Origin of the sequence: Nocardia wallacei (genome assembly GCF_029869545.1) — a bacterium.
Lineage (GTDB): Bacteria > Actinomycetota > Actinomycetes > Mycobacteriales > Mycobacteriaceae > Nocardia > Nocardia wallacei_A.
Window position 1 is genome coordinate 1 of the sequence record NZ_JARWQD010000119.1, and the last position, 21,176, is coordinate 21,176.

Consider the following 21,176-nt stretch of genomic DNA (forward strand, 5'->3'; position numbering starts at 1 on the left):
ACCGTCGGCGACTAGCGGCCGACGACACTTCAGGCAATGCCGTCCGGACATGCGAAAGGCGCCTCGCTCACCATTGAACGCGGCGCCTTCGTCATCCAAACAGCCTGTTACGCAACGCCTTCCGCACGCGCGGTGGAGGCCACGGCCTCGGCCACGGCGGGGGCGACCCGCGGGTCCAGGGGGCTCGGGATGATCTTGTCCCGGGACAGCTCGTCGCCCAGCACGCTGAAGATCGCGTTGGCGGCGGCCACCTTCATGCCCTCGGTGATGCGGCGCGCCCCCGCATCCAGCGCACCCTTGAACACGCCGGGGAACGCGAGCACATTGTTGATCTGGTTCGGGAAGTCGCTGCGACCGGTGGCCACGACCGCGGCGTACTTGTGCGCCACCTCGGGGTGGATCTCCGGATCCGGATTCGACATCGCGAACACGATCGACTCCGGCGCCATCGACGCGATCAGGTCCTCGGCGATGGTCCCGGCCGACAGGCCCAGGAACACATCGGCACCGGCCATCGCCTCGGCGGCGCCACCGCTGAGGCCGCGCGGGTTGGTGCGCTGGGCCAGCTCGGCCTTGATGTCGTTGAGGTCGGCGCGCTCGCGGCCCACGATGCCGCGCGAGTCGAGCACCACGATGTCCGAAACACCCGCGGCCAGCAGGATATTGGTGCAGGCGACACCGGCGGCACCGGCGCCCGACACCACGACCTTCATGCCCGAGATATCGCGTCCGAGCACCTTGGCGGCACCGTTGAGCGCCGCCAGCACCACGATGGCGGTGCCGTGCTGATCGTCGTGCATCACGGGGCAGTCCAGCGCCTCGATGACCCGCTTCTCGATCTCGAAGCAGCGCGGCGCCGAGATGTCCTCCAGGTTCACCGCGCCGAAGCTCGGGCGCAGCCGGACCAGCGTCTCCACGATCTCGTCGACATCCTTGGTGTCGAGCACGATCGGAATCGAGTCCAGCCCCGCGAACTTCTTGAACAGCGCGGCCTTGCCCTCCATCACCGGCAGCGAGGCGCGCGGGCCGATATCGCCCAGGCCCAGCACGGCGGTGCCGTCGCTGACCACCACGACCAGCCGGTCGGTCCAGGTGTAGCGCTTGGCCAGCGCCTCGTCCTTGGCGATGGCCCGGCTGACCTGCGCGACACCCGGGGTGTAGGCGATGGACAGATCACGCTGGGTCTCGAGCGGGGCCGCAAGTTCCACCGAGAGCTTGCCTCCGAGGTGTCCCGCGAAAATCTCTTCGTGCGTAATAGCGGACAGGCTGGCCGCATCATTCTCACGGCTCGCCGTGGCGGCGTTCGGTGCGTCAGTCACGGGTGACACGATCTCACTCCTGCTCGGTGGTGGCTAGCCCGGCCTGCGGTTACCGCCGGGTATCAGGATTAGGGGTTTTTCGGGTTACGGACAGGGTGTGCGGACCACGCGCGAGCATGGCGCGAAACACCCCGCGCCGGTTATATCGCGACGAGTGATACGGGGCATTACGGCATACGGTTTGCGTATCGCTGCACAGAGCTGTCGAGCGAGAACCGGACGGGTGGGCCCGGGCAATGCTGTGGGGTGATCCGCGATCCGGAGCCGTGCGTCACGAAGCGTAGGTCACCAACCGTCCCCGACCGGGCGGTGGCGTCGGCCGGGAATCCGCAACATTCTGCCAGCTGAGGCGGGGCCTTGCCAAATCGCCTCGCGGTACGTGCTGTCATCTCCCGAGGGTAGCGGCCCCGAATTACCCCTGCGTAAGCGGAAACTCGCAGCTCGGCAGGTGGTGAATGCGAACTGTCGCACCGGCCGTGGCGTTCCGCATGTGAGGAGTTCCGGTCGCCGATCCGGTTCCGGCCAATAGCATGCCGGAAAAGGAGGGCGGTTAGGCGGGCGTGAGGTCCGCGTGCTGGGGCGTCTCCCCCGGGTCGCACTGCTCCGGACGGACCCAGACCGATTCCACGCCGCCCGCGCGCAGGCGGACCCGCCAGTCGCTGGCCGGGCCGGGGTGGTCGGTGCGGCGGTGCATGCCGCGGGTCTCGGCGCGGGCCAGCGCGCTGTATTTGGTCCAGCGCGCCACGGCCAGCAGTGCCGCCGCCTGCCGGGCGCGCAGCCGGTCCGGCCCCGTGCCGCCGAGGTCGGCCTCGGTCACCGGCCACATGCCGTCGAGTTCGGCGATGCTGTCGCGCAGGCTGCCCGCGCTGCGCCAGTAACTGCGGCGCAGCGGCAGCGTGTGCTCCTGCACCAGGCCGACCACCGCGCGCGGATCGATCCCGGCCGTGGCGTTGAGCCCCGCACCGGGTGCGGGACGAGCCTTGCCCACCCGCGGACGACGCCCCGCGAATCCGGCCGCGCCCGCACCCGCCCACACCCCCGACGAGATCGCCCACGCCCCGCCCTGGCCGCCGAACCCTCCGACCGCGCCGGTGACGGGCTCGCGCGTGGTCACGTCGCCTGCGCCGAACAGCCCGGGAACCGTAGTGGCACAGTCGAATCCGGCCAACCGGACGCCGCCGGTGCCGCGCACCGTGCCCTCCAGGACCGCGCGCAGCGGCACCCGCGCGGAACCCGGCGCGGCGAACAGCGGGGTGCGCGCCAGCTGCTTGCGCAGCGGGCCGGGGATCTCGTCCAGCGCCGCGTAGACCCGGCGGCCGTCGGCGAGGGCGGCGAAGGCCTCGGCCCGGGATCCGAATCCGGCGCCGCCCAGCGCGGTCCCGGATTCGTCGTAGAGGGTGGCGAAATGCAGCGCGAGGTCGGGCGCCGGCGCCATATTCGGCCCCGGCACCTCGTCGGCCACCGCGGCACAGCGCCGGTCGCCCACCGGCGTCAGGGCGTAGGCGTTGGAGAACTCCATGCCGGACAGTTCCCCGCCGACCTCGGCGGCCATCAGCAGGCCGTCGCCGGTGTCGACGTCGCTGCCCGCGCCCCCGGACAGGAACGCGCAGCCGCCGGTCGCGAGCACCACCGCCCCGGCCCGCACGGTCCAGGAGTCGAATCCGTTACGCGCCCGCACCCCCGCGGCACCGGATACGACGCCGTCGGAATCGACGAGTAATTGCAGCGCCGGATGATGGTCGAGAATGCGCACCCCCGCCACGATCAGGCTGCGGCGCATCCGGCCCAGATATCGCGCGCCGTCCAGGCGCACCCGGGCGGGGCGGCCCGCCCGTTCTCCCGGAAATTGATAACCCCAGCGGACCAACTGCTCCACCCGGCGGTGCGTCTCCTCCAGCACCCGGTGCATCCACTCCGGATCGCCCAGCTCGCCGCCGTGGCGGAAGCTTCGCTCCACCGCCTCCTCGCGCGCCCGTCCGGGCGGGATATTCCACAGGGCGACAGACCCTTTCGCGGTCGGGCCACTACTGCCGCAGCGACCCTTGTCGACCAGCACCACACGCGCACCGGCGTGTGCGGCGGCGAGGGCGGCCCAGGCCCCGGCGGGACCGCCACCCAGCACCAGTACATCGGCCGCTGTGTCGCTCACAAAGAAAAATATTCGGCCACAATTCATCCGACCGCAACCGTTACGCGAGGCTCAATTCCACCATTGCGTAACCAACAGATAACCCGCCGCCACAAAAACGACTACCGACCCGGAAAAGGCCGCAAAACCTCGACGCCGGTCGGCGAAAATCTGCGCCGCCACGGCCACCGCCGACAGCGCGATATGCCACGCCAGCGTCGCCGTGCCGGGTCCCGGGAACCCGCGCCGCTGACCCACGAACTCGGCCCCGATCAACACGGCGGTCAACACCACCAGACCACCGGCAACGATCCCGCTCAGTGCGCGAAGCAGTCTCATGCCCTACTCCGCGCTCACGACGCGATCACCGGCACCCCCGACGCCTTGCCCACCAGCTCCTCGAATTGGTCCGGGGCGGTGGTGAATTCGCCCAGCCGGATGGTCTTGTTGGTGCCGTGGTAGTCCGACGAGCCGGTGGTGATCAGGCCCAGTTCGGCGGCCAGGTCGCGCAGCACCGCACGGTCGGCCGCGCTGTGGTCGGGATGGTCGACCTCCAGCCCGCCCAGGCCCAGGGTCGCCAGCTCCCGGATGTCGTCGACGGCGAGCATCCGGCCGCGCTTGCGGGCCCGCGCGTGCGCGACCACGGTGACGCCGCCCGCGGCGGCGACCATCTCCACCGCACGGCGCAGCGGGGTGTCGGCCTTCTCCACGTAATAGCGGCCGCGCGGCGCCAGCAGGTCCACGAACGCCGCGTCCACCGTCGGCACCACCCCGGCCGCCACCAGGGCCCGCGCCAGGTGCGGCCGCCCCGCGGACGGTCCCGCCGAGGCCAGCACCTGCTCCGGATCGACCGGAAGGCCGTCGGCCGCCATCTTTTCCGCCATCGAGCGCACCCGCGCGACCCGCTCGGCCCGCAGCCGCTCCCGCTCCCGAGCGAACGCGGCGTCGCCGGGATCGAACAGGTAGGCCAGCAGATGCACCGGCACCGGCCAGCCGTCCTCCCCCAGGCCCACGCACGACATCTCCATGCCCCGCACCAGGGTCGTCCCGCGCGGCAGTGCCTCGGCGGCCTGGGCCCAGCCGGAGGTGGTGTCGTGGTCGGTGATCGCCACGACGTCGAGACCGGCCGCGGCGGCGTGGCGAACCAGTTCCGCGGGGGTATCGGTGCCGTCGGAGGCGGTGGAGTGGGTATGCAGGTCGATGCGCACCCTGTCCATCTTGCCGAAGTTCGTTTCGGCCCCGGCGATCACGGTGCGGTGCCGCCGCGATCGGGCCGCCCGCGGCACGCGACATGGTCCGGCCGCTCGGTCGGCGGTCGCTGCGATCGGGGCCGACTACCATCCACCCAATGCCGCAGATTCCACCCATGCCGTCGTTCCGTGGACGTGGGAAGACAGACGGCCCGGTGCCACGGATACCCGTGCCGACCGCGCGGGCCATCGTCGACTGCGCGGTCTACGTGGACGGGCACCGGCTGCCCGGCCGCATCACCCCCGCCGACGGCCTCGCCGAGGTCCGCGAGCGCAAGGCCGGATTCGTGTGGGTCGGGCTGCACGCGCCCGACGAGCACCAGATGGCCGAGATAGCAGGGATATTCGGGCTGCACCACCTGGCCGCCGAGGATGCCGTGCACGCCCACCAGCGGCCGAAGCTGGAGCGTTACGACGACGATCTGTTCCTGGTGTTGCGCACCGTGAAATACGTCGAGCACGACCTGCACGCGGTCAGCGAGATCGTCGAGACCGGCGAGATCATGGTCTTCGTCGGCCGCGATTTCGTCGTCACGGTGCGGCACGGCGAACACACCGGACTGACAGGGGTCCGGCGCGAGCTGGAGGCCGACCCGCAGCAGCTCGCCCTCGGACCGGGTGCGGTGCTGCATTCGATCGCCGACCACGTCGTCGACTCCTACATCTCGGTCACCCAGGAGGTCGAGTCCGACGTAGAGGAGATGGAGGAGGAGGTGTTCACGCCCCGCAGCCGCCTCTCCGTGGAGTCGATCTACCAGCTCAAGCGCGAGGTCGTCGAGCTGCGGCGGGCGGTCAATCCGCTGGCGCTCCCGCTGCAGGTGCTCTCGCGCGGCACGGATGTGCCGGTGCCCAAGGAGGTGCGGCGCTACCTGCGCGACGTCGCCGACCACCACACCGCGGTCGCCGAGCGCATCAGCGACTTCGACGACGCGCTGAGTTCGCTGATCAACGCGGCGCTGGCGAAGGTGACCGTGCAGCAGAACACCGATATGCGCAGGATCTCGTCGTGGGTGGCGATCGCGGCCGTGCCGACGATGACCGCCGGAATCTACGGCATGAACTTCGATTTCATGCCGGAGCTGCACTGGAAGTACGGCTACCTGATGGTCTGGATCATCATTCTCACCGTCTGCGGCGGCCTGCTCTACGCGTTGCGCCGCAACCACTGGCTGTAGGAACCGCGACGCGAAAAGCGTTGCGCTACAGGCTCGCTGCCCCGCGTTCGGGGTCCCGCACATCGATCCCCGCCTCGGCCCACGCCTCCCGCAGCGCCGCCGCACCGCGCACTCGCACCCACGCCGCCTCGGTCGCCGTGATCGGCGCGACGGACAGAAAACGTACGGGCTCAGCGGGTTCGGGCAGATCGACCGGAGGGAGTTCGGCCGGGCTCAGCAGCGCCGCGGTGAAAGGTGCGTTGTGCCACAACGGTTCTCCCAGATCCAGCAGCGCATCCTCTTGCAGCACAACGCCTTCCACCGCGGGCGAGGCGATGAGCACGCCGAGGCCGCGGGTCAGCCCGGCATGGCCACCCACGCCGCCGCGCAGGGTCAGCACCAGTTCCGCGCGCGGGCCCCGCAGCGGATCGGCCAGCTCGGACGCGGGATCGGTCATCGGGTGCCGGGCCCCGCCCACCGTCACGTAGTGCACGAACTCGCCGTCGGGGATGCGCAGGATCTCGATCGGCTCCAGCCCCAGGAACGTCACAGATGCCGAATCGGCGGTGGGCACATCGAAATGCCCGAGCGCCGCGGCTCGGACCTTGCCGAGAACATCCATCGGCTACAGCGCCAGCCGCGCCAGCATGTCGCGGGCCTGCTCGGCCGCCTTCGGCTCGCACAGCACGTCGTAGCGCCCGGCCACCAGCTGCATGGTGGAAGCGAAGTCGCGCTGACCGCGGGTGGCGGCGTAGGGGATCGAGGTCGAGATGACGCCGAAGATGACACCGCCCACCAGGCCGACCGCGAGCGGCCCGAGGGCGCCGCCGGTGGTGAACAGGCTCAGCAGCAGACCCAGGAACAACCCCAGCCAGGCACCCGACACCATGCCCCCGCCGATGACCTTGCCCCAGGTCAGCCGGTACAGCACCCGCTCGACCTGCATCAGGTCGACGCCGACGATCGTCACGTTCTCCACCGCGAAGTGATTGTCGGCCAGGTAGTCGACCGCCTTCTGCGCCTCGGCGTAGGTCGGATACGACCCGACCGGCCAGCCGGACGGGGGTGTCGGCAGACCCGGCCGGTTGCGATTCGAGCTCCCCAACGGATTGGTCATATCCCCCATCATGCTAGTTCCGGAGCCGACCGTGTACCCACACGCCCCGAACTCGCCGCGTGTCAGTCCAGGCTCACACCTACCGCCTCGTCCGAATCAGAGCCGCTCGCGCCCTTCCGGGCACGCGAAATGCCCTCCGTGGCCGAGCAGACCGGCCGGAGAGGCGCTCCGCGGGGGTTCCGGTACGGGCTCAGTCCTCCCGCGCGGGCGGCACGAAGCGCGTGGTGCGCTGCAGCCCCGCCGCGCGGCCCTTGTCGGCGATCACCTGCGCCATCTTCGCGCTCGCCTCGTCGATCATCTCGTCGCCGAGCATGGCCGCCCCGCGCGCACCACCCTCGACCGAGGTGTGGAAGGCGTAGGCGTCGAGGATCTCCTCGGCCCGGTCGTAGTCGGCCTGCCGGGGCGAGAAGATCTCGTTGGCGGGCTCGATCTGCGAGGGATGCAGCACCCACTTGCCGTCGAAACCCAGTGCGGCCGTGCGGTTCGCGGCCCGGCGGAAGCCGTCGAGATCGCGCACCTGCAGGTAGGGGCCGTCGATGGCCTGCAGCCCGTGGGCGCGCGCGGCGAGCAGGATCGTCATCAGGATGTGGTGGTAGGCGTCGCCGGTGTCGTACCCCTCCGGCTGCTCCCCGACCACCAGCGTGCGCATGTTGATGCTGGCCATGAAGTCGGCCGGGCCGAACACCAGCGTCTGCACCCGCGGGCTGGCCGTGGCGATCTCGTCGATATTGCGCAACCCCTGGGCATTCTCGATCTGCGGTTCGATGGCGATGCGGCCCACCTCGAGCCCACCCGACTTCTCCAGCTGGGTCAGCAGCAGATCCAGCGCCCGCACCTGACCCGCGTCGGCGACCTTGGGCAGCAGCAGCGCATCCAGTTCCGCACCCGCGCCGTCGACCACCGAGATCACATCGGCGTAGGTCCACCGGGTGGTCCAGTCGTTGACCCGCACCACGCGAATCTGCCTGCCCCAGCCGGGTTCGTTGAGCGCCGCGACGATGTTCGCGCGGGCCGTCGCCTTGGCGGCCGGGGCCACCGCGTCCTCGAGGTCGAGGAAGATCTCGTCGGCGGGCAGGCCCTTGGCCTTCTCGATCATCTTGGGGTTGCTGCCGGGGACGGCGAGCACCGAGCGACGGGAGGGGGTGAGCCCGGTACGGCGAGTTGACATGCACGGCTCCTGATGTTCGTGATTCGGGCGCTGCACCACATAGCCTTGCAACATGGCAGCGACGAAGGTCTTTGCCGCCCGGCTGGCGGGCCTGGTGGTGCTCGGTCCGGACGGGGAGTCTATCGGCCGCGTCCGGGACGTGGTGATCTCCATCCGCTACGACCGCCAGCAACCCCGGGTGCTCGGACTCCTCGTGGAACTGCCCACGCGCAGGCGGATTTTCGTGCCGATGCTCCGGGTGACCGCGATCGAACCGGGTTCGGTGAACCTCAGCACCGGCACCGTGAGCCTGCGCCGCTTCCAGCAGCGGCACGGCGAAATGCTGGCCCTGGCACAGCTTCTCGACTCCACCGTGCGGGTCGAGAAGCCGGAGCTGCCCGATCTGGAGGGCGTCGATGTACTCGTGATCGACCTGGGCATCGAGCAGACCCGCACCCGCGACTGGGTGGTGTCGAAGGTGGCGGTGCGCGAGCGCCGGGGTCTGGGCCGCGCGCTGCGCCGCCGCGGCGCCACGCACGTGGTGAACTGGTCCGATCTGCGCGGGCTGACCCAGCAGGAACTGAACATGCCCGGCCAGAGCGTCGCCGCGCTGCTCGAACAGTACGAGGGCCTGCGCCCGGCCGACGTCGCGCACCTGCTGCGCGAGCTCCCGGCCAAGCGCCGCATCGAACTGGCCCGGGCCCTCGACGACGAACGCCTCGCCGACGTGCTGCAGGAGCTGCCGGAGGCCGACCAGATCGAGGTGGTGCAGCAGCTGGGCACCGAGCGCGCCGCCGACGTGCTCGAGGCGATGGATCCCGACGACGCCGCCGACCTGCTCGGCGAGCTGCCCACCGGCGAGGCGGAAGCGCTGCTGTCGCTGATGGATCCGGAGGAGTCCGAGCCGGTGCGCCGCCTGCTCGAATACTCCCCGTACACCGCCGGCGGCATGATGACCCCGGCGCCGGTGGTGCTCACCCCGGCCGCCACGGTCGCCGAGGCCCTGGCCCGGGTCCGCGATCCGGACCTGACACCGGCGCTGGCGTCGATGGTGTTCGTGGTCCGCCCGCCCACGTCCACCCCGACCGGCCGATACCTCGGCTGCGTCCATATTCAACAGCTGCTGCGCGAACCCCCGGCAACCCTGGTCGGCGGGCTGGTCGACAAGGATCTGGCGCGCCTGCAGACCGAGGCGCCGCTGGGCGTGGTCACCCGCTATTTCGCCACCTACAACCTGGTCTGCGGGCCGGTGGTCGATGCGGAGAATCACCTCTTGGGCGCGGTGACCGTGGACGACGTCCTCGACCATCTGCTGCCCGAGGACTGGCGCGAGCGGGACGAGGAGTCGCACGCGATTTCCTCCGGTGCGCACGCGGCGGCCGGAGGGCAGGGCCTCACCACCGGAGAGGACACACCATGACCGAACGCAACGACAAACCGCGCGGACGGCTCGAAACGCCGGTCGAGAATCGGTTCCGATTCGATTTCGACGCCGAGGCGCTGGCGCGCAGCAGCGAACGGGTCGCCCGGTTCCTGGGCACGGGCCGCTATCTGGCGCTGCAGACGGTCATCGTGGTCGTCTGGATCCTGCTCAACGTCTTCGCGATCCGGCTGCGCTGGGACCCGTACCCGTTCATCCTGCTCAATCTGGCCTTCTCGACCCAGGCCGCGTACGCCGCGCCGCTGATCCTGCTGGCCCAGAACCGCCAGGACAACCGGGACCGGGTCTCACTGGAGGAGGATCGCGCCCGCGCCGCGCAGACCAAGGCCGACACCGAATTCCTGGCCCGCGAGCTGGCGGCGTTGCGGATCGCGGTCGGCGAGGTCACCACGCGCGACTATCTTCGTCGAGAGCTGGAGGACATCAAGGACGCGCTGACGCGCCTCGAGCTCAGTGCCTCGATGGACGACGAAGATTCTGTTCCATCTCCCAAATCGAGGAAGACTACCGATCGAAAGAGGGGTCGGGTACCTATTTCGCCACAAATCGATGGCAACTGACCGCAAATATCGATAACAACAAGCTGACCGCCGGGTAACCTGGATCACGTTGCGGGAAGTGACTGACCCAGACAGTGGGTAGGGGCTCAGTCACCGAATGGCTACGAGGGGATTGGTGTGCCGATGCGAATGTCTGGTCCGATAACCGTGTCGGCGTTGGTGGTTGCGGGGTTGATGGCCTCGGGATCGGCGCAGCACACGCCCGTCCGCACCAGCGCACCCAAGGCGGCCGACGCCCAGCTGGCGGCCGCGACCGCGCCGACGGATCCCGGAAGTACCCCCGCCGACCAATCGGCGGGCCTGGTTCCCGCGGCCCCGGAACCGCCGCGCAAACTCCGCGCGATGACCACGCCCGCCGACGGCCTGCCGCCGTTCGCCGGTACGGTTCCGCTGCGCGATATCGCGCTGCCCGGCGGCGGCGCCCTGGGCATCCCGGAGGTCGTGCTGGCCGCCTACCGCAATGCCGAGCTGGCGATGCAGTCCTCGGCGCCCAACTGCGGGCTGAGCTGGCATCTGCTCGCCGGTATCGGCCGCATCGAATCCGGCCATGCCCGGCACGGGCAGACCGATGCCGCCGGGACCACCACCAACACCATCTTCGGTCCCGCGCTGGACGGCACGCTGCCCGGCAACGAGATCATCAAGGCCGCCGACGGCGGCTATGTGCGCGCGGTGGGGCCGATGCAGTTCCTACCGGGCACCTGGGCGCACTACGCCTCCGACGGCAACGGCGACGGCGTGTCCGATCCGAACAACGTCTTCGACGCCTCGCTCGGCGCCGCCAAGTATCTGTGCTCGGGCGGGCTGGACCTGCGCGACCCGCAGCAGGAGCTGCGCTCGGTGCTGCGCTACAACAACTCGCTGTCCTACGCGGCGAACGTGCTGAGCTGGTCCAACGCCTACAAGACCGGGGGCGCGCCCACCCGGGTCGACATCTCCCCCGACCTGATCCCGCCCGGCACCATGCAGACGCCGCCCTCCGGGGCGGACATGATGGCGGTCAATTCCACGGTCCCGGCCCCGAGCGGCGAGGCGCCGCCGCCCGAGACCGCGACGACCACCGTGCAGCCGCCGATGCAGCAGACCCAGGTCATGATCAATATCCCGGGCCTGCCGCCGATCCCGTGCGGCATCTTCTGCCCGCCGCCTCCGCCGCAGCCGTGCGATCAGGTGGTGGTTCCGGCGCCGATGCCGAAGCCGGGCGAGCCGGTCGAGCAGCAGCGGTGGGCGCCCGGCGACCCGGTCCGGCCCGCCGACGCGCAGCACGCCGATCCGAATGCGCCGCTGGACCCGAACGCCCAGCCGCGCCCGGCGACCTGCGCGCAGCCGCAGGGCCAGCCGGTGCCCGGACAGCCGAACGCGCAACAGCCCCCGGCACCCGCGCCGGAGGCCGCGGCACCGGAGCAGCAACAGGCCGAAACCCCGGCGAAGACACCGGAACCCGGCCCGGTGGAGCCCACCGAACCGGCCGAATCGGTCGCCCCGCTGCCGCCCCCGGCACCGGCCATGACCTTGCCCTTCGGCATCGTCATCCCGCTGCCGCCGGCGGCCTAGGGAGTCCGGGCGTAGCCAAACCGGAAACATGGTCACGAAGCAGTAACGAAAAGGTCTCGGATGCGGTAACCTGATCTCGTTGTGTCACGAAAAGCTCACAGCGAGCAATGGAGGGTCACCGCACCGTGGGACGTCACCGCAAACAACCTGCTAGGAATGTTGGACGCGGATCTGTTATCGCATTGACTGGGCTCGTACCCGCGGGAGTCGTCGCCGTGAGCGCGGCGTCGGCCGCGGAAGTGAACACCGCCGAGCACGCGACATTGTCTGCGCTGCAAGCGGATTCCGACGACCAGGCCGCCAGACCCGAGCCGGCCGCGCCGGACGACGGACTTCTCAAGGCGGCCAAGCACACCGGGCCGCCGGTCGTGAAAACCGTTGCGCAGCCGGACGGCCGGGCCCCGGCCGATCTCCCCGCCGGGCCGCTGGGCCTGCCCGGTATCGCGCAGGCCGCCTACCAGAACGCCGAACGCGTACTGGCACAGGAGAATCCGAACTGCCACATGCCGTGGTCGGTGCTCGCGGGCATCGGGCAGGTGGAGTCGCACCACGCCTACGGCAAGGCCGACGCCAAGGGCTACCCGCTCGACCCGATCTACGGCCCGGTGCTCGACGGCAGCCTGGGCGGCAACCAGGTCGTGCGCGCCACCGACGGCGAACTCGACGGCGGCATGCAGTCCTACACCCGCGCCGTCGGTCCGATGCAGTTCCTCCCTGAAACCTGGCGCAAGTACGCGGCCGACGGCGACGCCGACGGCATCTCCGACCCGCAGAACCTGTTCGACGCCGCCCTCACCGCCGGCAAGTACCTCTGCTCCGGCGACCTGGACATGAACGACCTCTCCCAACAGTCCCGCGCCATCATGCGCTACAACAACTCCATGGCCTACGTCGCCAACGTCATGGCCTGGGAGGCCGCCTACCGCACCGGCATAGCCCCCCAGTCAGCCCAACTCCCCCGCATCTGATCCCGGCCAAAAGCGTGCCGGGGAATAAGGCTGGGCAACGCCCGCCGGGAACGTGCCGGGAAATAAGGCTGGGCAACGCCCGCCGGGAATAAGGTAGGCACCCGCCGGAAACACGGAGGGCAAGCGCCCGCCCGAGATGCTGAAGGGACACCTCTACCCCGCGTGCGTGGCCTTCCTCATCCCGGCGTGCCCTTCCTTGTCCCCGGCCTGCCCTTCCGCATCGCGGCGCGCCCTCACCTCATCCTGGCGTGGCCTTCCTCATCCCCGGCGTGCTTTTGGCCGGGGGTGGGCAACTAGACTCGGGCGTATGCCAGTGGTTACGGAATCGGATGTGCGGGGCGCGCTCGCCAAGGTGAACGACCCGGAGATCCGCAAGCCGATCACCGAACTGGGCATGGTGAAGAGCGTCGCGATCGGCGCCGACAGCAGTGTCCACGTCGAGATCTACCTGACGACGGCGGCGTGCCCGCTGCGGACCACGCTGACCGATATGGTGTCCCGGGCCGTCGCCGACGTGCCGGGCGCCGGGGCGGTCAGCGTCGAACTCGACGTGATGAGCGACGAGCAGCGCACCGAACTGCGCAAGAAGCTGCGCGGCGATTCGGCCGAGCCGGTGATCCCGTTCGCCCAGCCCGGCTCGATGACCCGGGTGTACGCGGTGGCGTCGGGTAAGGGCGGCGTCGGAAAGTCCAGTGTGACGGTCAATCTCGCGGCGTCGATGGCCGCGCGCGGACTGTCGGTGGGCGTCCTCGATGCCGACATCTACGGCCACTCGGTCCCGCGCATGCTCGGCACCGACCAGCGCCCCACCCAGGTGGAGCGGATGATCATGCCGCCCGTCGCACACGACGTGAAGGTCATCTCGATCGCCATGTTCACCCAGGGCAACACGCCCGTGGTGTGGCGCGGGCCGATGCTGCACCGGGCCCTGCAGCAGTTCCTCGCCGACGTGTTCTGGGGCGACCTCGACGTCCTGCTGCTGGACCTCCCGCCCGGCACCGGCGACGTCGCGATCTCGATCGCCCAGCTGATCCCCAACGCCGAGATCCTGGTGGTCACCACGCCACAGCCCGCCGCCGCCGAGGTGGCCGAGCGGGCCGGTGCCATCGCGTTGCAGACCCGCCAGCGCATCGCGGGCGTGGTGGAGAACATGTCCTGGCTGGACCTGCCCGACGGCACCCGCATGGACCTCTACGGTTCCGGCGGCGGCCAGGCCGGCGCCGACCGCCTCACCCAGGCCGTCGGCGCCGAGGTCCCCCTGCTGGGCCAGATCCCGATCACCCAGGAACTGCGCGAATCCGGCGACGAGGGCACCCCGATCGTGCTCCGTGCCCCCGAAGACCCCGCCGCACAGGCCCTGCAAAGCATCGCCGACAAACTCGCCGTCCGCCGCCGCGGCCTCGCAGGCATGTCCCTCGGCATCGACACCACCCGCCACCTGTAGCGAAGCCCTTTCCCGCACCCACTCATGCAACAAGTGCGGGAACGCAAGCGCTAGAGGATGTTCCAGACCAGGGGGGTGCCCTGGCGGAGGCCCTCTATGCGGCGTAGGACCTCTCGGGCGCTGGGCGATCCGGGGGTGGACTTGTAGGCGTTGGTGGTGATCATGCGGAGCTCGCGCAGGTCGCGGAGCCAGCCGAAGCCGGGCCAGGTGCGGATGTCGAAACCGTAGTCGCGGCAGAACGTGTCGTACTCGGCGGGATGGTGGGCGAAGCGACGGCAGTGCACCTCGAGGGTCACCAGATCCCACTCGGGCTGACCGATCGTCACGCTCTCCCAGTCGCACAGCACGCTGCGCTCGGTCACGTTGTCCCACAGGGTGTTCCGGTGGTGGGCGTCGCCGTGGATCAGTCCCGGCGGCAGCACGTAGGTGATCTCGTCCCAGCCCGCCGCCAGGCGGTTCCGCTCGGCGCGCAGCAGCCGCCGATCGCTGGGCGGCAGGATCGTGTTGGCGTCGATGGCCCGGGCGATACGAGCGAAGGTGTCGCGCAGATGCCGCGTCGGCAGCCACTGCGCCGGGCGGCTGCGCAGCGTGTGCAGCCGGGCCAGCGGCGCGGCCAGATCCGCGGCGACGATCTCGCGCTGCTGGGGCAGGTAGCGCCAGAACGTGACCGCGCACCCGTCGATCTCGACCGGCTGCACGGCCCCGGCCAGCGGCACCGCGGGCACGCGCCGAGTGCGCAGCCAGCGCACCAGGGCGACGACATCGATCGGCGCCACAGCCCCGCACGGCCGATCGATCTTCACCACGATCGGCTCGCTCGCCAGGCGGTACACGGCGTTGGTGTGATGGCGCAGCAGTTCGGCCTCGGACGGGTCGAATCCGCCACGGCGGCAGGCGGTTTCCAGAATCCAGCGGGTCCGCTGCGGCGTGAAGTCGGCGGTGGCCGCCCGCCCGACCCGCGCCTCGAACGTGGTGGTCACCGCGGCTCCCCGACTCCGGCAGCCACCGCCCGGCGCAGTTCGTCGACCACCCGGCGGCCCCGGCTGTGTTCGGGGATCGCCTCGACCACCGCGGCCGCGCGGGTCATCACGATCGTGGTGCGGTGCTCCGGTGGCAGCCTGGTCAGCACCTGCGAGGCCAGGCCGCAGGCCTCGTCGACCGCGCCGTCGAGGGCGTGGCAGATCGCGGCGTCGAGTTCGATGAGCGCGGGATCGACCACCACGGCCGGATTGCCCCGATACAGCTGCAGCCCGCGTTCCTGCGCCCGCCGCGCCGCGGCCGTGCGGCCCAGATTGGTCAGCGTGCCGGATTGGTAGAGCAGCAAACGCTTTTCGCTGAATCGGAACGCCTCGTCGGTCACCGCGTCGCCGATCTCCTCGATATGCCGCTGGGCCCGCTTCAGCGCCAGATCGGCACCGTCGGCGTCGCCGAGCCGGGCCAGGGCCCGCGCCTCCGCGGCGGCCGCCAGCGCGGTCGCGTCGTCGGCGGTCTCCGGCAGCTGCGCCTGGGCGGCACGGGCCAGCACGACGGCCTGTTCGGGACTGCCGTAGTAGTAGGGCAGCATCGCGTGCTGGGCCCGTACCCGCGCCCGCAGGCGGCGGTCGGCGGTGTCGTCGGCGGCCAGGCGGGCGGTGCCGTACCAGTAGTTGGCGCGCTCGATCTGGCCGAGCTTCATCAGCGCGTCGGCGAGCAGCAGTCCCAGCACGGCGGTGACCTCGGACAGCCGGGACTGAATGGCGGCGGGCTGGCGCTGCGTCGAAATCGACTGCACCTCCAGCAGATCCGGCAACACGGTGGACAGCACATCGGTCGGCGGCGTACGCGTGTAGGCGAGCACGCGACCGGCGGTGCGTTCCTCCATCAGCTCCACCATGGCGGGTCCGATGGTGCCGCTGGCGAGGGTGCGGTCGATGACCACGCGGGCCTCGTCGAGCCGGGACATCAGGGCGACATCGTGGCCCGCACCGGGCGGCGCCGACACCGACACCGCGCCGCGGCGCCCCGGTAGCCGACGGGATCCCAGCGCCTGCTCCCCCTCGGTGAGGATGGTCTCGAATCGCTCCCGCGTTTCGGAATCGACCTGTACCAACAGCGTGTCCAGCAGTTCCTGAGTGAGCGGTCGCGGCGTCACCGCGCTGAGGCCCGCCCGCCAGTTGGCCACGGTCGTCATCTCGACCCCGAGGTGGGCCGCGAACTCCCGCACGGATTTTCGCGTCGCCTCCTGCAGTGCGACGGCCTCGAATCCGGTCCAGGGCCGACCCAACACCATTGTTACTCCCACGTTTCGCGCCCGTGTGCCAACAGTAAGCCAACACCAACGCCAACGCTGCGCGATTCCGCAACGGAGCGAATACGGCGAAAGTTGAAGGTGCATCCGGTGCCGTGGCGAAAATCCTTCGCATGAGATGACGCAAACCGAGGGCGGCGATCCTGAGACCCCCGGTTTCGCGGCACCGGGTGCACCGCACCCAGTTGGAGGTACCACCATGTACGCACCGCCCTCGGATGCCCGCGACAGGTGGCTGATGGACAGCCGCGACTGCGCACACGAACCGGCCGATCTCACCTACGACCGCGCCCGGTTCATCCTCGCCGTGCACGCCGGTCACGGCGGTCGCTGTCGGCAGTACCTCGCGGCCGCCGCCTACTGTTTCCGCCGCACCGGGGAAAAGTGAACGGGCGGTTGACGATTCGCGGATACTGGTCCGGATGCGGGGAAGCGGACCGGTATCCGCGGGGCGGGCGCGCCCTCGGGGGCGTCGAAGCTGTCGGAGCCGCCGCATATCCTCGTCGGTATGCTCACGCTGCTGTTGTACGTGCTGATCGTCGGCCTGGTGGCCGCGCTGCTGTTCCTGGTCGCGAGCGCGGTATTCGGCCGGGGCGAGGAATTGGGCCCGCTACCGGAGGGCACCACGGCCACCGTGCTACCGGCCACCGGTATCCGCGGCGGCGATGTGCGGTCGCTGCGCTTCCAGCAGGTCTTCCGCGGCTACAAGACCGGTGAGGTCGACTGGGCCCTGACCCGGCTCGCCGCCCGCATCGACGAACTCGAGACCCAGCTGGTCCAGGCCCGCGGCGAGCAGTCCGGCAACGGCAGCACGGGCGCATTTCCCGCACCGACCGGTCCGTGGACCCGCACCCGCGAATGGCCGACCGGCCACTCCACGGCCGCGCAGCAGCAGACACCCGGACAGGTGTGGCCCGGCGCGGTAGCCGAGCAGTGGCCGGGCCCCGAGACGACCCAGCCGACCAACCGCCCGGCGACCATCCCGGCCGTCGCACCGGGCACCCCGCCGGGCGGCCAGGAGCCCGCCTCCCCCGACCCGGGGTCCCAGCCGTCCCACACCCTCAATATGTCCACGAGCGGGCACGGCGGGGCATCGACGGCGGATACGGACGGCGAGCAGTCCCCCGGCCTGCAGGACGACAAGTGAGCGCTCCGCAGGCCGAGGCCGTGACCGCCGACGGCAAGATCCGGTGCGGGTGGGCGGAGTCGTCCCAGCTGTACCGCGACTACCACGATCAGGAGTGGGGTCGTCCCCTGCACGGCGACGACGCGCTGTTCGAACGTATGTGCCTCGAGGCGTTCCAGTCGGGGCTGTCGTGGATCACCATCCTGCGCAAGCGCCCGGCCTTCCGGGCGGCCTTCGACGGGTTCGTCATCGACCGGGTGGCCCGGTTCACCGACGCCGACGTGGAGCGGCTGCTGGCCGATCCGGGCATAGTGCGCAATCGCGCCAAGATCGAGTCCTGCATCGCCAACGCCAAGGTTGCTCGCGAGCTCGGTACGGGGCTGGACGAGCTGCTCTGGTCGTTCGCCCCGACGCCACGCCCGCGCCCCGAGACCCTCGGCGACGTTCCCGCCACCACACCCGAATCGGTTGCTCTCGCAAAGGAACTCAAGCGGCGCGGGTTCCGATTCGTGGGCCCCACGACGGCGTATGCCCTGATGCAGGCGACCGGTATGGTGAACGATCATCTGGCCGATTGCTGGGTCGATGTGCGCGGGTGAGGCCGCGCCACGCCGGTCGGTTTTCGAACTCAGGTACCCGCCCAGTTCCGTGATGAGGAAGAATAGGCGTGGTGTAGCCCCGCGGGCCCGGCCCGGCCGTGCGCGCGGGCTACCTGTTGGTGACAACACGAGTTCCAAGAAAGTGCGCAGCAGACCGCGCGGATCTGGAGGGAGCAGAGGATGGCGGCCATGAAGCCCCGCACCGGGGACGGTCCCCTCGAGGCAACCAAGGAAGGGCGTGGAATCGTCATGCGGGTTCCACTCGAGGGTGGCGGGCGTCTGGTCGTCGAGCTCACGCCGGACGAGGCCGCGGCCCTCGGCAAAGAGCTCACCGAAGTCACCAGCAGCTAGTCACTCGATCCGTCTCATGCCGGTGAACCCGGCGCGAGCGGACACCGCGTCACCGCTCGCCGCGGTCGCGCGGTCTCTGGCTTGCCCCGAATGCGGCGACGCCATGATCGTGCGTGACCGCTCGCTCGCCTGTGCCCGCGGGCACAGCTTCGATATGGCCCGGCAGGGCTACGTCAGCCTCCTGACGGGTGCGTCGACCAAGATGACCGGCGACACCGCGGACATGTTGGACGCCCGTGCCGCCTTCCAGCGCGCCCGCCATTTCGCTCCGATCGCCGATGCCGTGGCCGCGGCGGTCACCGCGCGCCCGCCGCGCACAATACTGGAGATCGGCGCGGGCACGGGCTACTACCTCGCCGCGGCGCTCGAGGCGGCGCCGGCGGCGCACGGGATCGCCCTGGACGTATCCAAACCCGCGGCCCGGCGCGGTGCCCGCGCCCACGTCCGCGCCGCCTCGGTGCTGGCCGACGCCTGGCGCGGGCTGCCGATCCGCGACGCCGCGCTGACCCATGTGCTGTCGGTATTCGCTCCCCGCAATCCCGACGAGGTGGCGCGCGTGCTCGCGCCCGGCGGCCTGTTCGTCGTCGTCACCCCCACCGCCCGGCACCTGTCCGAACTGATCGCCCCGCTGGATATGGTGCGCGTGGACACGGCCAAGGACGCCCGCCTCGCCGATGCCCTGTCCGCCCGATTCGACCGCCTGGACAGCCACCTCATCGAATACCCGATGCCCCTCACCCACCCCGACATCACCCACGTAGCCGCCATGGGCCCCTCCGCCGCGGCGCCCCCCCCGCCCCCCCCCCCCCCCCCCCCCCGCTCTACCAGCCGTTTTGTCGTTACCGCCGCCGTCCGGTAATCTTTGCTCTCGGCTCGGGCATCCTGAGTCGAACACAACTCGGGTCTATAGCTCAGGCGGTTAGAGCGCTTCGCTGATAACGAAGAGGTCGGAGGTTCAAGTCCTCCTAGACCCACTCCCGAACCGGGATTCATGCGTCGCACCGGCGACATCGAGGGGCCTTAGCTCAATTGGCAGAGCACTGCCTTTGCAAGGCAGGGGTTAGGGGTTCGATTCCCCTAGGCTCCACCATTACGCCGGGCCGGTCAGCCGATTACGGTCAGCGGCGGGGACTTGGGGAAAATCACCGGCAGTTCGGCCAGCGAGCGGTGGAACGGGCCTGGGCGCCATACCAATTCCTCCGCGGGCACCGCGAGCTGGATCTCCGGCAGGGCATCGAGCAGTTGGTCGATGGCGTCCTGCGCCACCAGGTAGGCCACCGACTTCGCGGGGCACATGTGCGGCCCGGCACCCCACGCCAGGTGGGATCGGTTGCCGGTGCGGTCGTCGGTGCTGACGGCGGGGTCGTTGCCCGCCGCGGCCATGCTGATCATCACCGGTTGGTGGGCGGGCAGCCAGACCTCGTCGTTCATCAGCATCGACTGCCGCGGATACGTGACGCAGTAGTTGGCCAGCGGCGGATCGGTGGACAGGACGGTGTCCAGCGCGTCCCGCGTGGCGAGGCTGCCGCTGAGCAGATCGTCGGCGAATTTGTCGTCGGTGAGCATGTACCGCAGCGTGTTGGCGATGAGGTTCACGCCGGGTTCCTGCCCCGTGGCGTACATGGTGGCCAGCTGGTGCACGATCTCCTCGTCGTCCAAACCCACTGGGTGCGAGAGTAATTCGCTGGTGATGTCGCTGCCGGTCTCGATGCGCCGGAACGCGACGTGCTCGCGCAGCGCGTCGAGCAGCACCTTGTTGCCCACCTCCGCATTGCCCTGCGCGTCGAACATCATGGCGGCCCCGCGCGAGACGCGCTCGCCGATCTCGGGGGTGCAGCCGAGCATGTGGTCGAGCGTGTGGCGCACCAGCGGGCGGATGTAGTGCTCGAGGAGGTCGGCCTCGCCGAATCCGCAGAAGGTGTTGATCAGCGGGACGGCGATCCGCTCGACGACACCGTGCATCGCGTACAGATCCACGCTCTCGATGGCCGCGACCGACGGCTCGCGGTAGCGCTCGTGGGCCGAGCCGGTGTTGAACAGGGCATTGGGCCGCCATGCGAGCATCGGCAGCACCGGGCAGTCCTCGGCCACGCCCTGCTGCCAGGTGCGCGGATCGGAGGAGAAGTGCTCGTGATCGTGCAGGATCTGCACCGCCATGCGGTAGCCGATCACCAGCGTGGCCGGCACGTCCGGAGCCAGTTCGACGGGGACCAGCGAGCGGTGATGGCCACGCATCTCGCTGTACGCGGCGTGCGGGTCGGCCGCGAACTGGTCGCTGTGCAGCAGGAAATGGGGGACGTCGGGACGGATCGGTGAGCCCTGCGCGACAGGGCAGCTGCCGGGTGCCGACTGTGTCGCCCCTGGCGCCCGAGGGGGTGTGGTCACAACTGATCTCCAGACGTAGACAAGACACGATGTAGCCATCGGCCTCTTGCAGGTCACGCCGAACTGAGCAAACTTGTTGCCGGAGAGTTTCTTTCGGGCAACAGCGCCACAGTTTAGTCACCCGCACAGCATCCCGCAGGCTAACCGACGTGGCGGCCCGAAATAGCAGGCAGAGCCCTTGACATCCTTCCAAAAACAAACAAACCGCCCGCTCCGCAACGCCCCCGTCCGCAACGCTTCCCGTTCGCCCGCAGGCCATCGCCCTACGCAGCACCGATGACATGCCACATACTCGTAGGCGAATCTGCACGGACGGCGAGGTAGGTGGTCGATGTGCCGGGGGGGC

The 21,176-nt window shown here is 70.1% G+C and carries 21 protein-coding genes and 2 tRNA genes; 13 read left to right on the forward strand and 10 right to left on the reverse strand.

All coding sequences use genetic code 11. The features are described 5' to 3' along the window. Positions 1 to 107: 107 nt before the first annotated feature. The 4 genes from QH290_RS09375 to QH290_RS09390 all read right to left on the reverse strand — a co-directional run bounded on the left by QH290_RS09375 (position 108) and on the right by QH290_RS09390 (position 4,655). Entirely contained in the window at positions 108 to 1,265 is a 1,158-nt protein-coding gene (locus QH290_RS09375) for an NAD(P)-dependent malic enzyme (protein ID WP_280263639.1), read from the reverse strand. 604 nt (positions 1,266 to 1,869) lie between these two features. After that, positions 1,870 to 3,468, reverse strand: a complete 1,599-nt coding sequence (locus tag QH290_RS09380; RefSeq protein ID WP_280382574.1) for an FAD-binding protein — start codon at positions 3,466 to 3,468, stop codon at positions 1,870 to 1,872. Between the two features lie 51 nt (positions 3,469 to 3,519). Next, positions 3,520 to 3,786, reverse strand: coding sequence for a hypothetical protein (locus QH290_RS09385; protein ID WP_280382575.1), 267 nt, complete (start codon positions 3,784 to 3,786; stop codon positions 3,520 to 3,522). Between the two features lie 14 nt (positions 3,787 to 3,800). Then, complete coding sequence (locus QH290_RS09390) at positions 3,801 to 4,655, reverse strand: PHP domain-containing protein (protein ID WP_280263640.1); 855 nt, start codon at positions 4,653 to 4,655, stop codon at positions 3,801 to 3,803. A 140-nt stretch (positions 4,656 to 4,795) separates the two neighbouring features. Here QH290_RS09390 and corA point away from each other — a divergent pair, with 140 nt between their 5' ends. Further along, positions 4,796 to 5,872: a magnesium/cobalt transporter CorA gene (gene corA, locus QH290_RS09395; protein WP_280382576.1), complete on the forward strand. Its 1,077-nt coding sequence runs from the start codon at positions 4,796 to 4,798 to the stop codon at positions 5,870 to 5,872. 25 nt (positions 5,873 to 5,897) lie between these two features. On the opposite strand, the gene QH290_RS09400 is transcribed toward corA, so the two are convergent. From QH290_RS09400 to QH290_RS09410, 3 genes are all read right to left on the reverse strand, one after another. Beyond that, complete coding sequence (locus QH290_RS09400; protein WP_280263609.1) at positions 5,898 to 6,473, reverse strand: suppressor of fused domain protein; 576 nt, start codon at positions 6,471 to 6,473, stop codon at positions 5,898 to 5,900. Positions 6,474 to 6,476: 3 nt separating this feature from the next. Continuing rightward, positions 6,477 to 6,968: a YflT domain-containing protein gene (locus QH290_RS09405; RefSeq protein WP_280263611.1), complete on the reverse strand. Its 492-nt coding sequence runs from the start codon at positions 6,966 to 6,968 to the stop codon at positions 6,477 to 6,479. Positions 6,969 to 7,158: 190 nt separating this feature from the next. After that, positions 7,159 to 8,136, reverse strand: a complete 978-nt coding sequence (locus QH290_RS09410) for an HpcH/HpaI aldolase/citrate lyase family protein (protein WP_280382577.1) — start codon at positions 8,134 to 8,136, stop codon at positions 7,159 to 7,161. A gap of 52 nt (positions 8,137 to 8,188) precedes the next feature. On the opposite strand from QH290_RS09410, the gene QH290_RS09415 reads away from it, so the two are divergent. From QH290_RS09415 to QH290_RS09435, 5 genes are all read left to right on the forward strand, one after another. Next, positions 8,189 to 9,535 (forward strand): magnesium transporter MgtE N-terminal domain-containing protein, encoded by a 1,347-nt coding sequence (locus QH290_RS09415; protein ID WP_280382578.1) that lies wholly within the window; start codon positions 8,189 to 8,191, stop codon positions 9,533 to 9,535. After that, a complete protein-coding gene (locus tag QH290_RS09420; protein ID WP_280263617.1) occupies positions 9,532 to 10,116 on the forward strand; it encodes a DUF1003 domain-containing protein in 585 nt (194 codons plus the stop codon). The genes QH290_RS09415 and QH290_RS09420 overlap by 4 nt, the downstream gene beginning before the upstream one ends. 129 nt (positions 10,117 to 10,245) lie before the next feature. Continuing rightward, positions 10,246 to 11,670, forward strand: coding sequence for a lytic murein transglycosylase (locus QH290_RS09425; RefSeq protein ID WP_342213210.1), 1,425 nt, complete (start codon positions 10,246 to 10,248; stop codon positions 11,668 to 11,670). Positions 11,671 to 11,795: 125 nt separating this feature from the next. After that, positions 11,796 to 12,638, forward strand: coding sequence for a lytic transglycosylase domain-containing protein (locus QH290_RS09430; RefSeq protein ID WP_280263621.1), 843 nt, complete (start codon positions 11,796 to 11,798; stop codon positions 12,636 to 12,638). Positions 12,639 to 12,945: 307 nt separating this feature from the next. Then, positions 12,946 to 14,082: an Mrp/NBP35 family ATP-binding protein gene (locus QH290_RS09435; protein ID WP_280382579.1), complete on the forward strand. Its 1,137-nt coding sequence runs from the start codon at positions 12,946 to 12,948 to the stop codon at positions 14,080 to 14,082. Between the two features lie 50 nt (positions 14,083 to 14,132). On the opposite strand, the gene QH290_RS09440 is transcribed toward QH290_RS09435, so the two are convergent. Together QH290_RS09440 and QH290_RS09445 are read right to left on the reverse strand one after the other, a co-directional pair. Then, entirely contained in the window at positions 14,133 to 15,062 is a 930-nt protein-coding gene (locus QH290_RS09440; protein ID WP_280382580.1) for an aminoglycoside phosphotransferase family protein, read from the reverse strand. After that, a complete protein-coding gene (locus QH290_RS09445) occupies positions 15,059 to 16,351 on the reverse strand; it encodes an NsdA family TPR-like regulatory protein (RefSeq protein ID WP_280263627.1) in 1,293 nt (430 codons plus the stop codon). Before QH290_RS09445 ends, QH290_RS09440 begins: the two co-directional genes overlap by 4 nt. 217 nt (positions 16,352 to 16,568) lie before the next feature. Between QH290_RS09445 and QH290_RS09450 the strand changes: the two genes are divergently transcribed. From QH290_RS09450 to QH290_RS09480, 7 genes are all read left to right on the forward strand, one after another. Then, positions 16,569 to 16,757: a hypothetical protein gene (locus tag QH290_RS09450; protein WP_280263629.1), complete on the forward strand. Its 189-nt coding sequence runs from the start codon at positions 16,569 to 16,571 to the stop codon at positions 16,755 to 16,757. 120 nt (positions 16,758 to 16,877) lie between these two features. Beyond that, positions 16,878 to 17,516: a DivIVA domain-containing protein gene (locus QH290_RS38050; RefSeq protein WP_425303575.1), complete on the forward strand. Its 639-nt coding sequence runs from the start codon at positions 16,878 to 16,880 to the stop codon at positions 17,514 to 17,516. Positions 17,517 to 17,536: 20 nt separating this feature from the next. Next, entirely contained in the window at positions 17,537 to 18,094 is a 558-nt protein-coding gene (locus QH290_RS09460) for a DNA-3-methyladenine glycosylase I (RefSeq protein WP_280263211.1), read from the forward strand. 180 nt (positions 18,095 to 18,274) lie between these two features. Next, positions 18,275 to 18,445: a DUF3117 domain-containing protein gene (locus tag QH290_RS09465; RefSeq protein WP_084519071.1), complete on the forward strand. Its 171-nt coding sequence runs from the start codon at positions 18,275 to 18,277 to the stop codon at positions 18,443 to 18,445. 16 nt (positions 18,446 to 18,461) lie between these two features. Further along, positions 18,462 to 19,304 carry a putative RNA methyltransferase gene (locus QH290_RS09470; protein WP_342213720.1) on the forward strand — a complete coding sequence of 281 codons (843 nt, stop codon included), beginning with the start codon at positions 18,462 to 18,464 and terminating at the stop codon, positions 19,302 to 19,304. A gap of 41 nt (positions 19,305 to 19,345) precedes the next feature. Then, positions 19,346 to 19,419 (forward strand) — tRNA-Ile (locus tag QH290_RS09475). A gap of 40 nt (positions 19,420 to 19,459) precedes the next feature. Beyond that, positions 19,460 to 19,535: transfer RNA gene (locus tag QH290_RS09480), tRNA-Ala, on the forward strand. A 14-nt stretch (positions 19,536 to 19,549) separates the two neighbouring features. On the opposite strand, the gene QH290_RS09485 is transcribed toward QH290_RS09480, so the two are convergent. Continuing rightward, positions 19,550 to 20,830: a cytochrome P450 family protein gene (locus tag QH290_RS09485; protein ID WP_280262822.1), complete on the reverse strand. Its 1,281-nt coding sequence runs from the start codon at positions 20,828 to 20,830 to the stop codon at positions 19,550 to 19,552. Between the last annotated feature and the right edge of the window lie 346 nt (positions 20,831 to 21,176).

Excerpts from the sequence above, each read along its gene's own strand:
- QH290_RS09385 (WP_280382575.1), bottom strand. The coding sequence starts at position 3,786 with ATGAGACTGCTTCGCGCACTGAGCGGGATCGTTGCCGGTGGTCTGGTG.
- corA (WP_280382576.1), top strand. The coding sequence starts at position 4,796 with ATGCCGCAGATTCCACCCATGCCGTCGTTCCGTGGACGTGGGAAGACA.
- QH290_RS09400 (WP_280263609.1), bottom strand. The coding sequence starts at position 6,473 with ATGGATGTTCTCGGCAAGGTCCGAGCCGCGGCGCTCGGGCATTTCGAT.
- QH290_RS09405 (WP_280263611.1), bottom strand. The coding sequence starts at position 6,968 with ATGACCAATCCGTTGGGGAGCTCGAATCGCAACCGGCCGGGTCTGCCG.
- QH290_RS09410 (WP_280382577.1), bottom strand. The coding sequence starts at position 8,136 with ATGTCAACTCGCCGTACCGGGCTCACCCCCTCCCGTCGCTCGGTGCTC.
- QH290_RS09415 (WP_280382578.1), top strand. The coding sequence starts at position 8,189 with ATGGCAGCGACGAAGGTCTTTGCCGCCCGGCTGGCGGGCCTGGTGGTG.
- QH290_RS09420 (WP_280263617.1), top strand. The coding sequence starts at position 9,532 with ATGACCGAACGCAACGACAAACCGCGCGGACGGCTCGAAACGCCGGTC.
- QH290_RS09425 (WP_342213210.1), top strand. The coding sequence starts at position 10,246 with ATGTCTGGTCCGATAACCGTGTCGGCGTTGGTGGTTGCGGGGTTGATG.
- QH290_RS09435 (WP_280382579.1), top strand. The coding sequence starts at position 12,946 with ATGCCAGTGGTTACGGAATCGGATGTGCGGGGCGCGCTCGCCAAGGTG.
- QH290_RS09445 (WP_280263627.1), bottom strand. The coding sequence starts at position 16,351 with ATGGTGTTGGGTCGGCCCTGGACCGGATTCGAGGCCGTCGCACTGCAG.
- QH290_RS09450 (WP_280263629.1), top strand. The coding sequence starts at position 16,569 with ATGTACGCACCGCCCTCGGATGCCCGCGACAGGTGGCTGATGGACAGC.
- QH290_RS38050 (WP_425303575.1), top strand. The coding sequence starts at position 16,878 with ATGCTCACGCTGCTGTTGTACGTGCTGATCGTCGGCCTGGTGGCCGCG.
- QH290_RS09465 (WP_084519071.1), top strand. The coding sequence starts at position 18,275 with ATGGCGGCCATGAAGCCCCGCACCGGGGACGGTCCCCTCGAGGCAACC.
- QH290_RS09470 (WP_342213720.1), top strand. The coding sequence starts at position 18,462 with ATGCCGGTGAACCCGGCGCGAGCGGACACCGCGTCACCGCTCGCCGCG.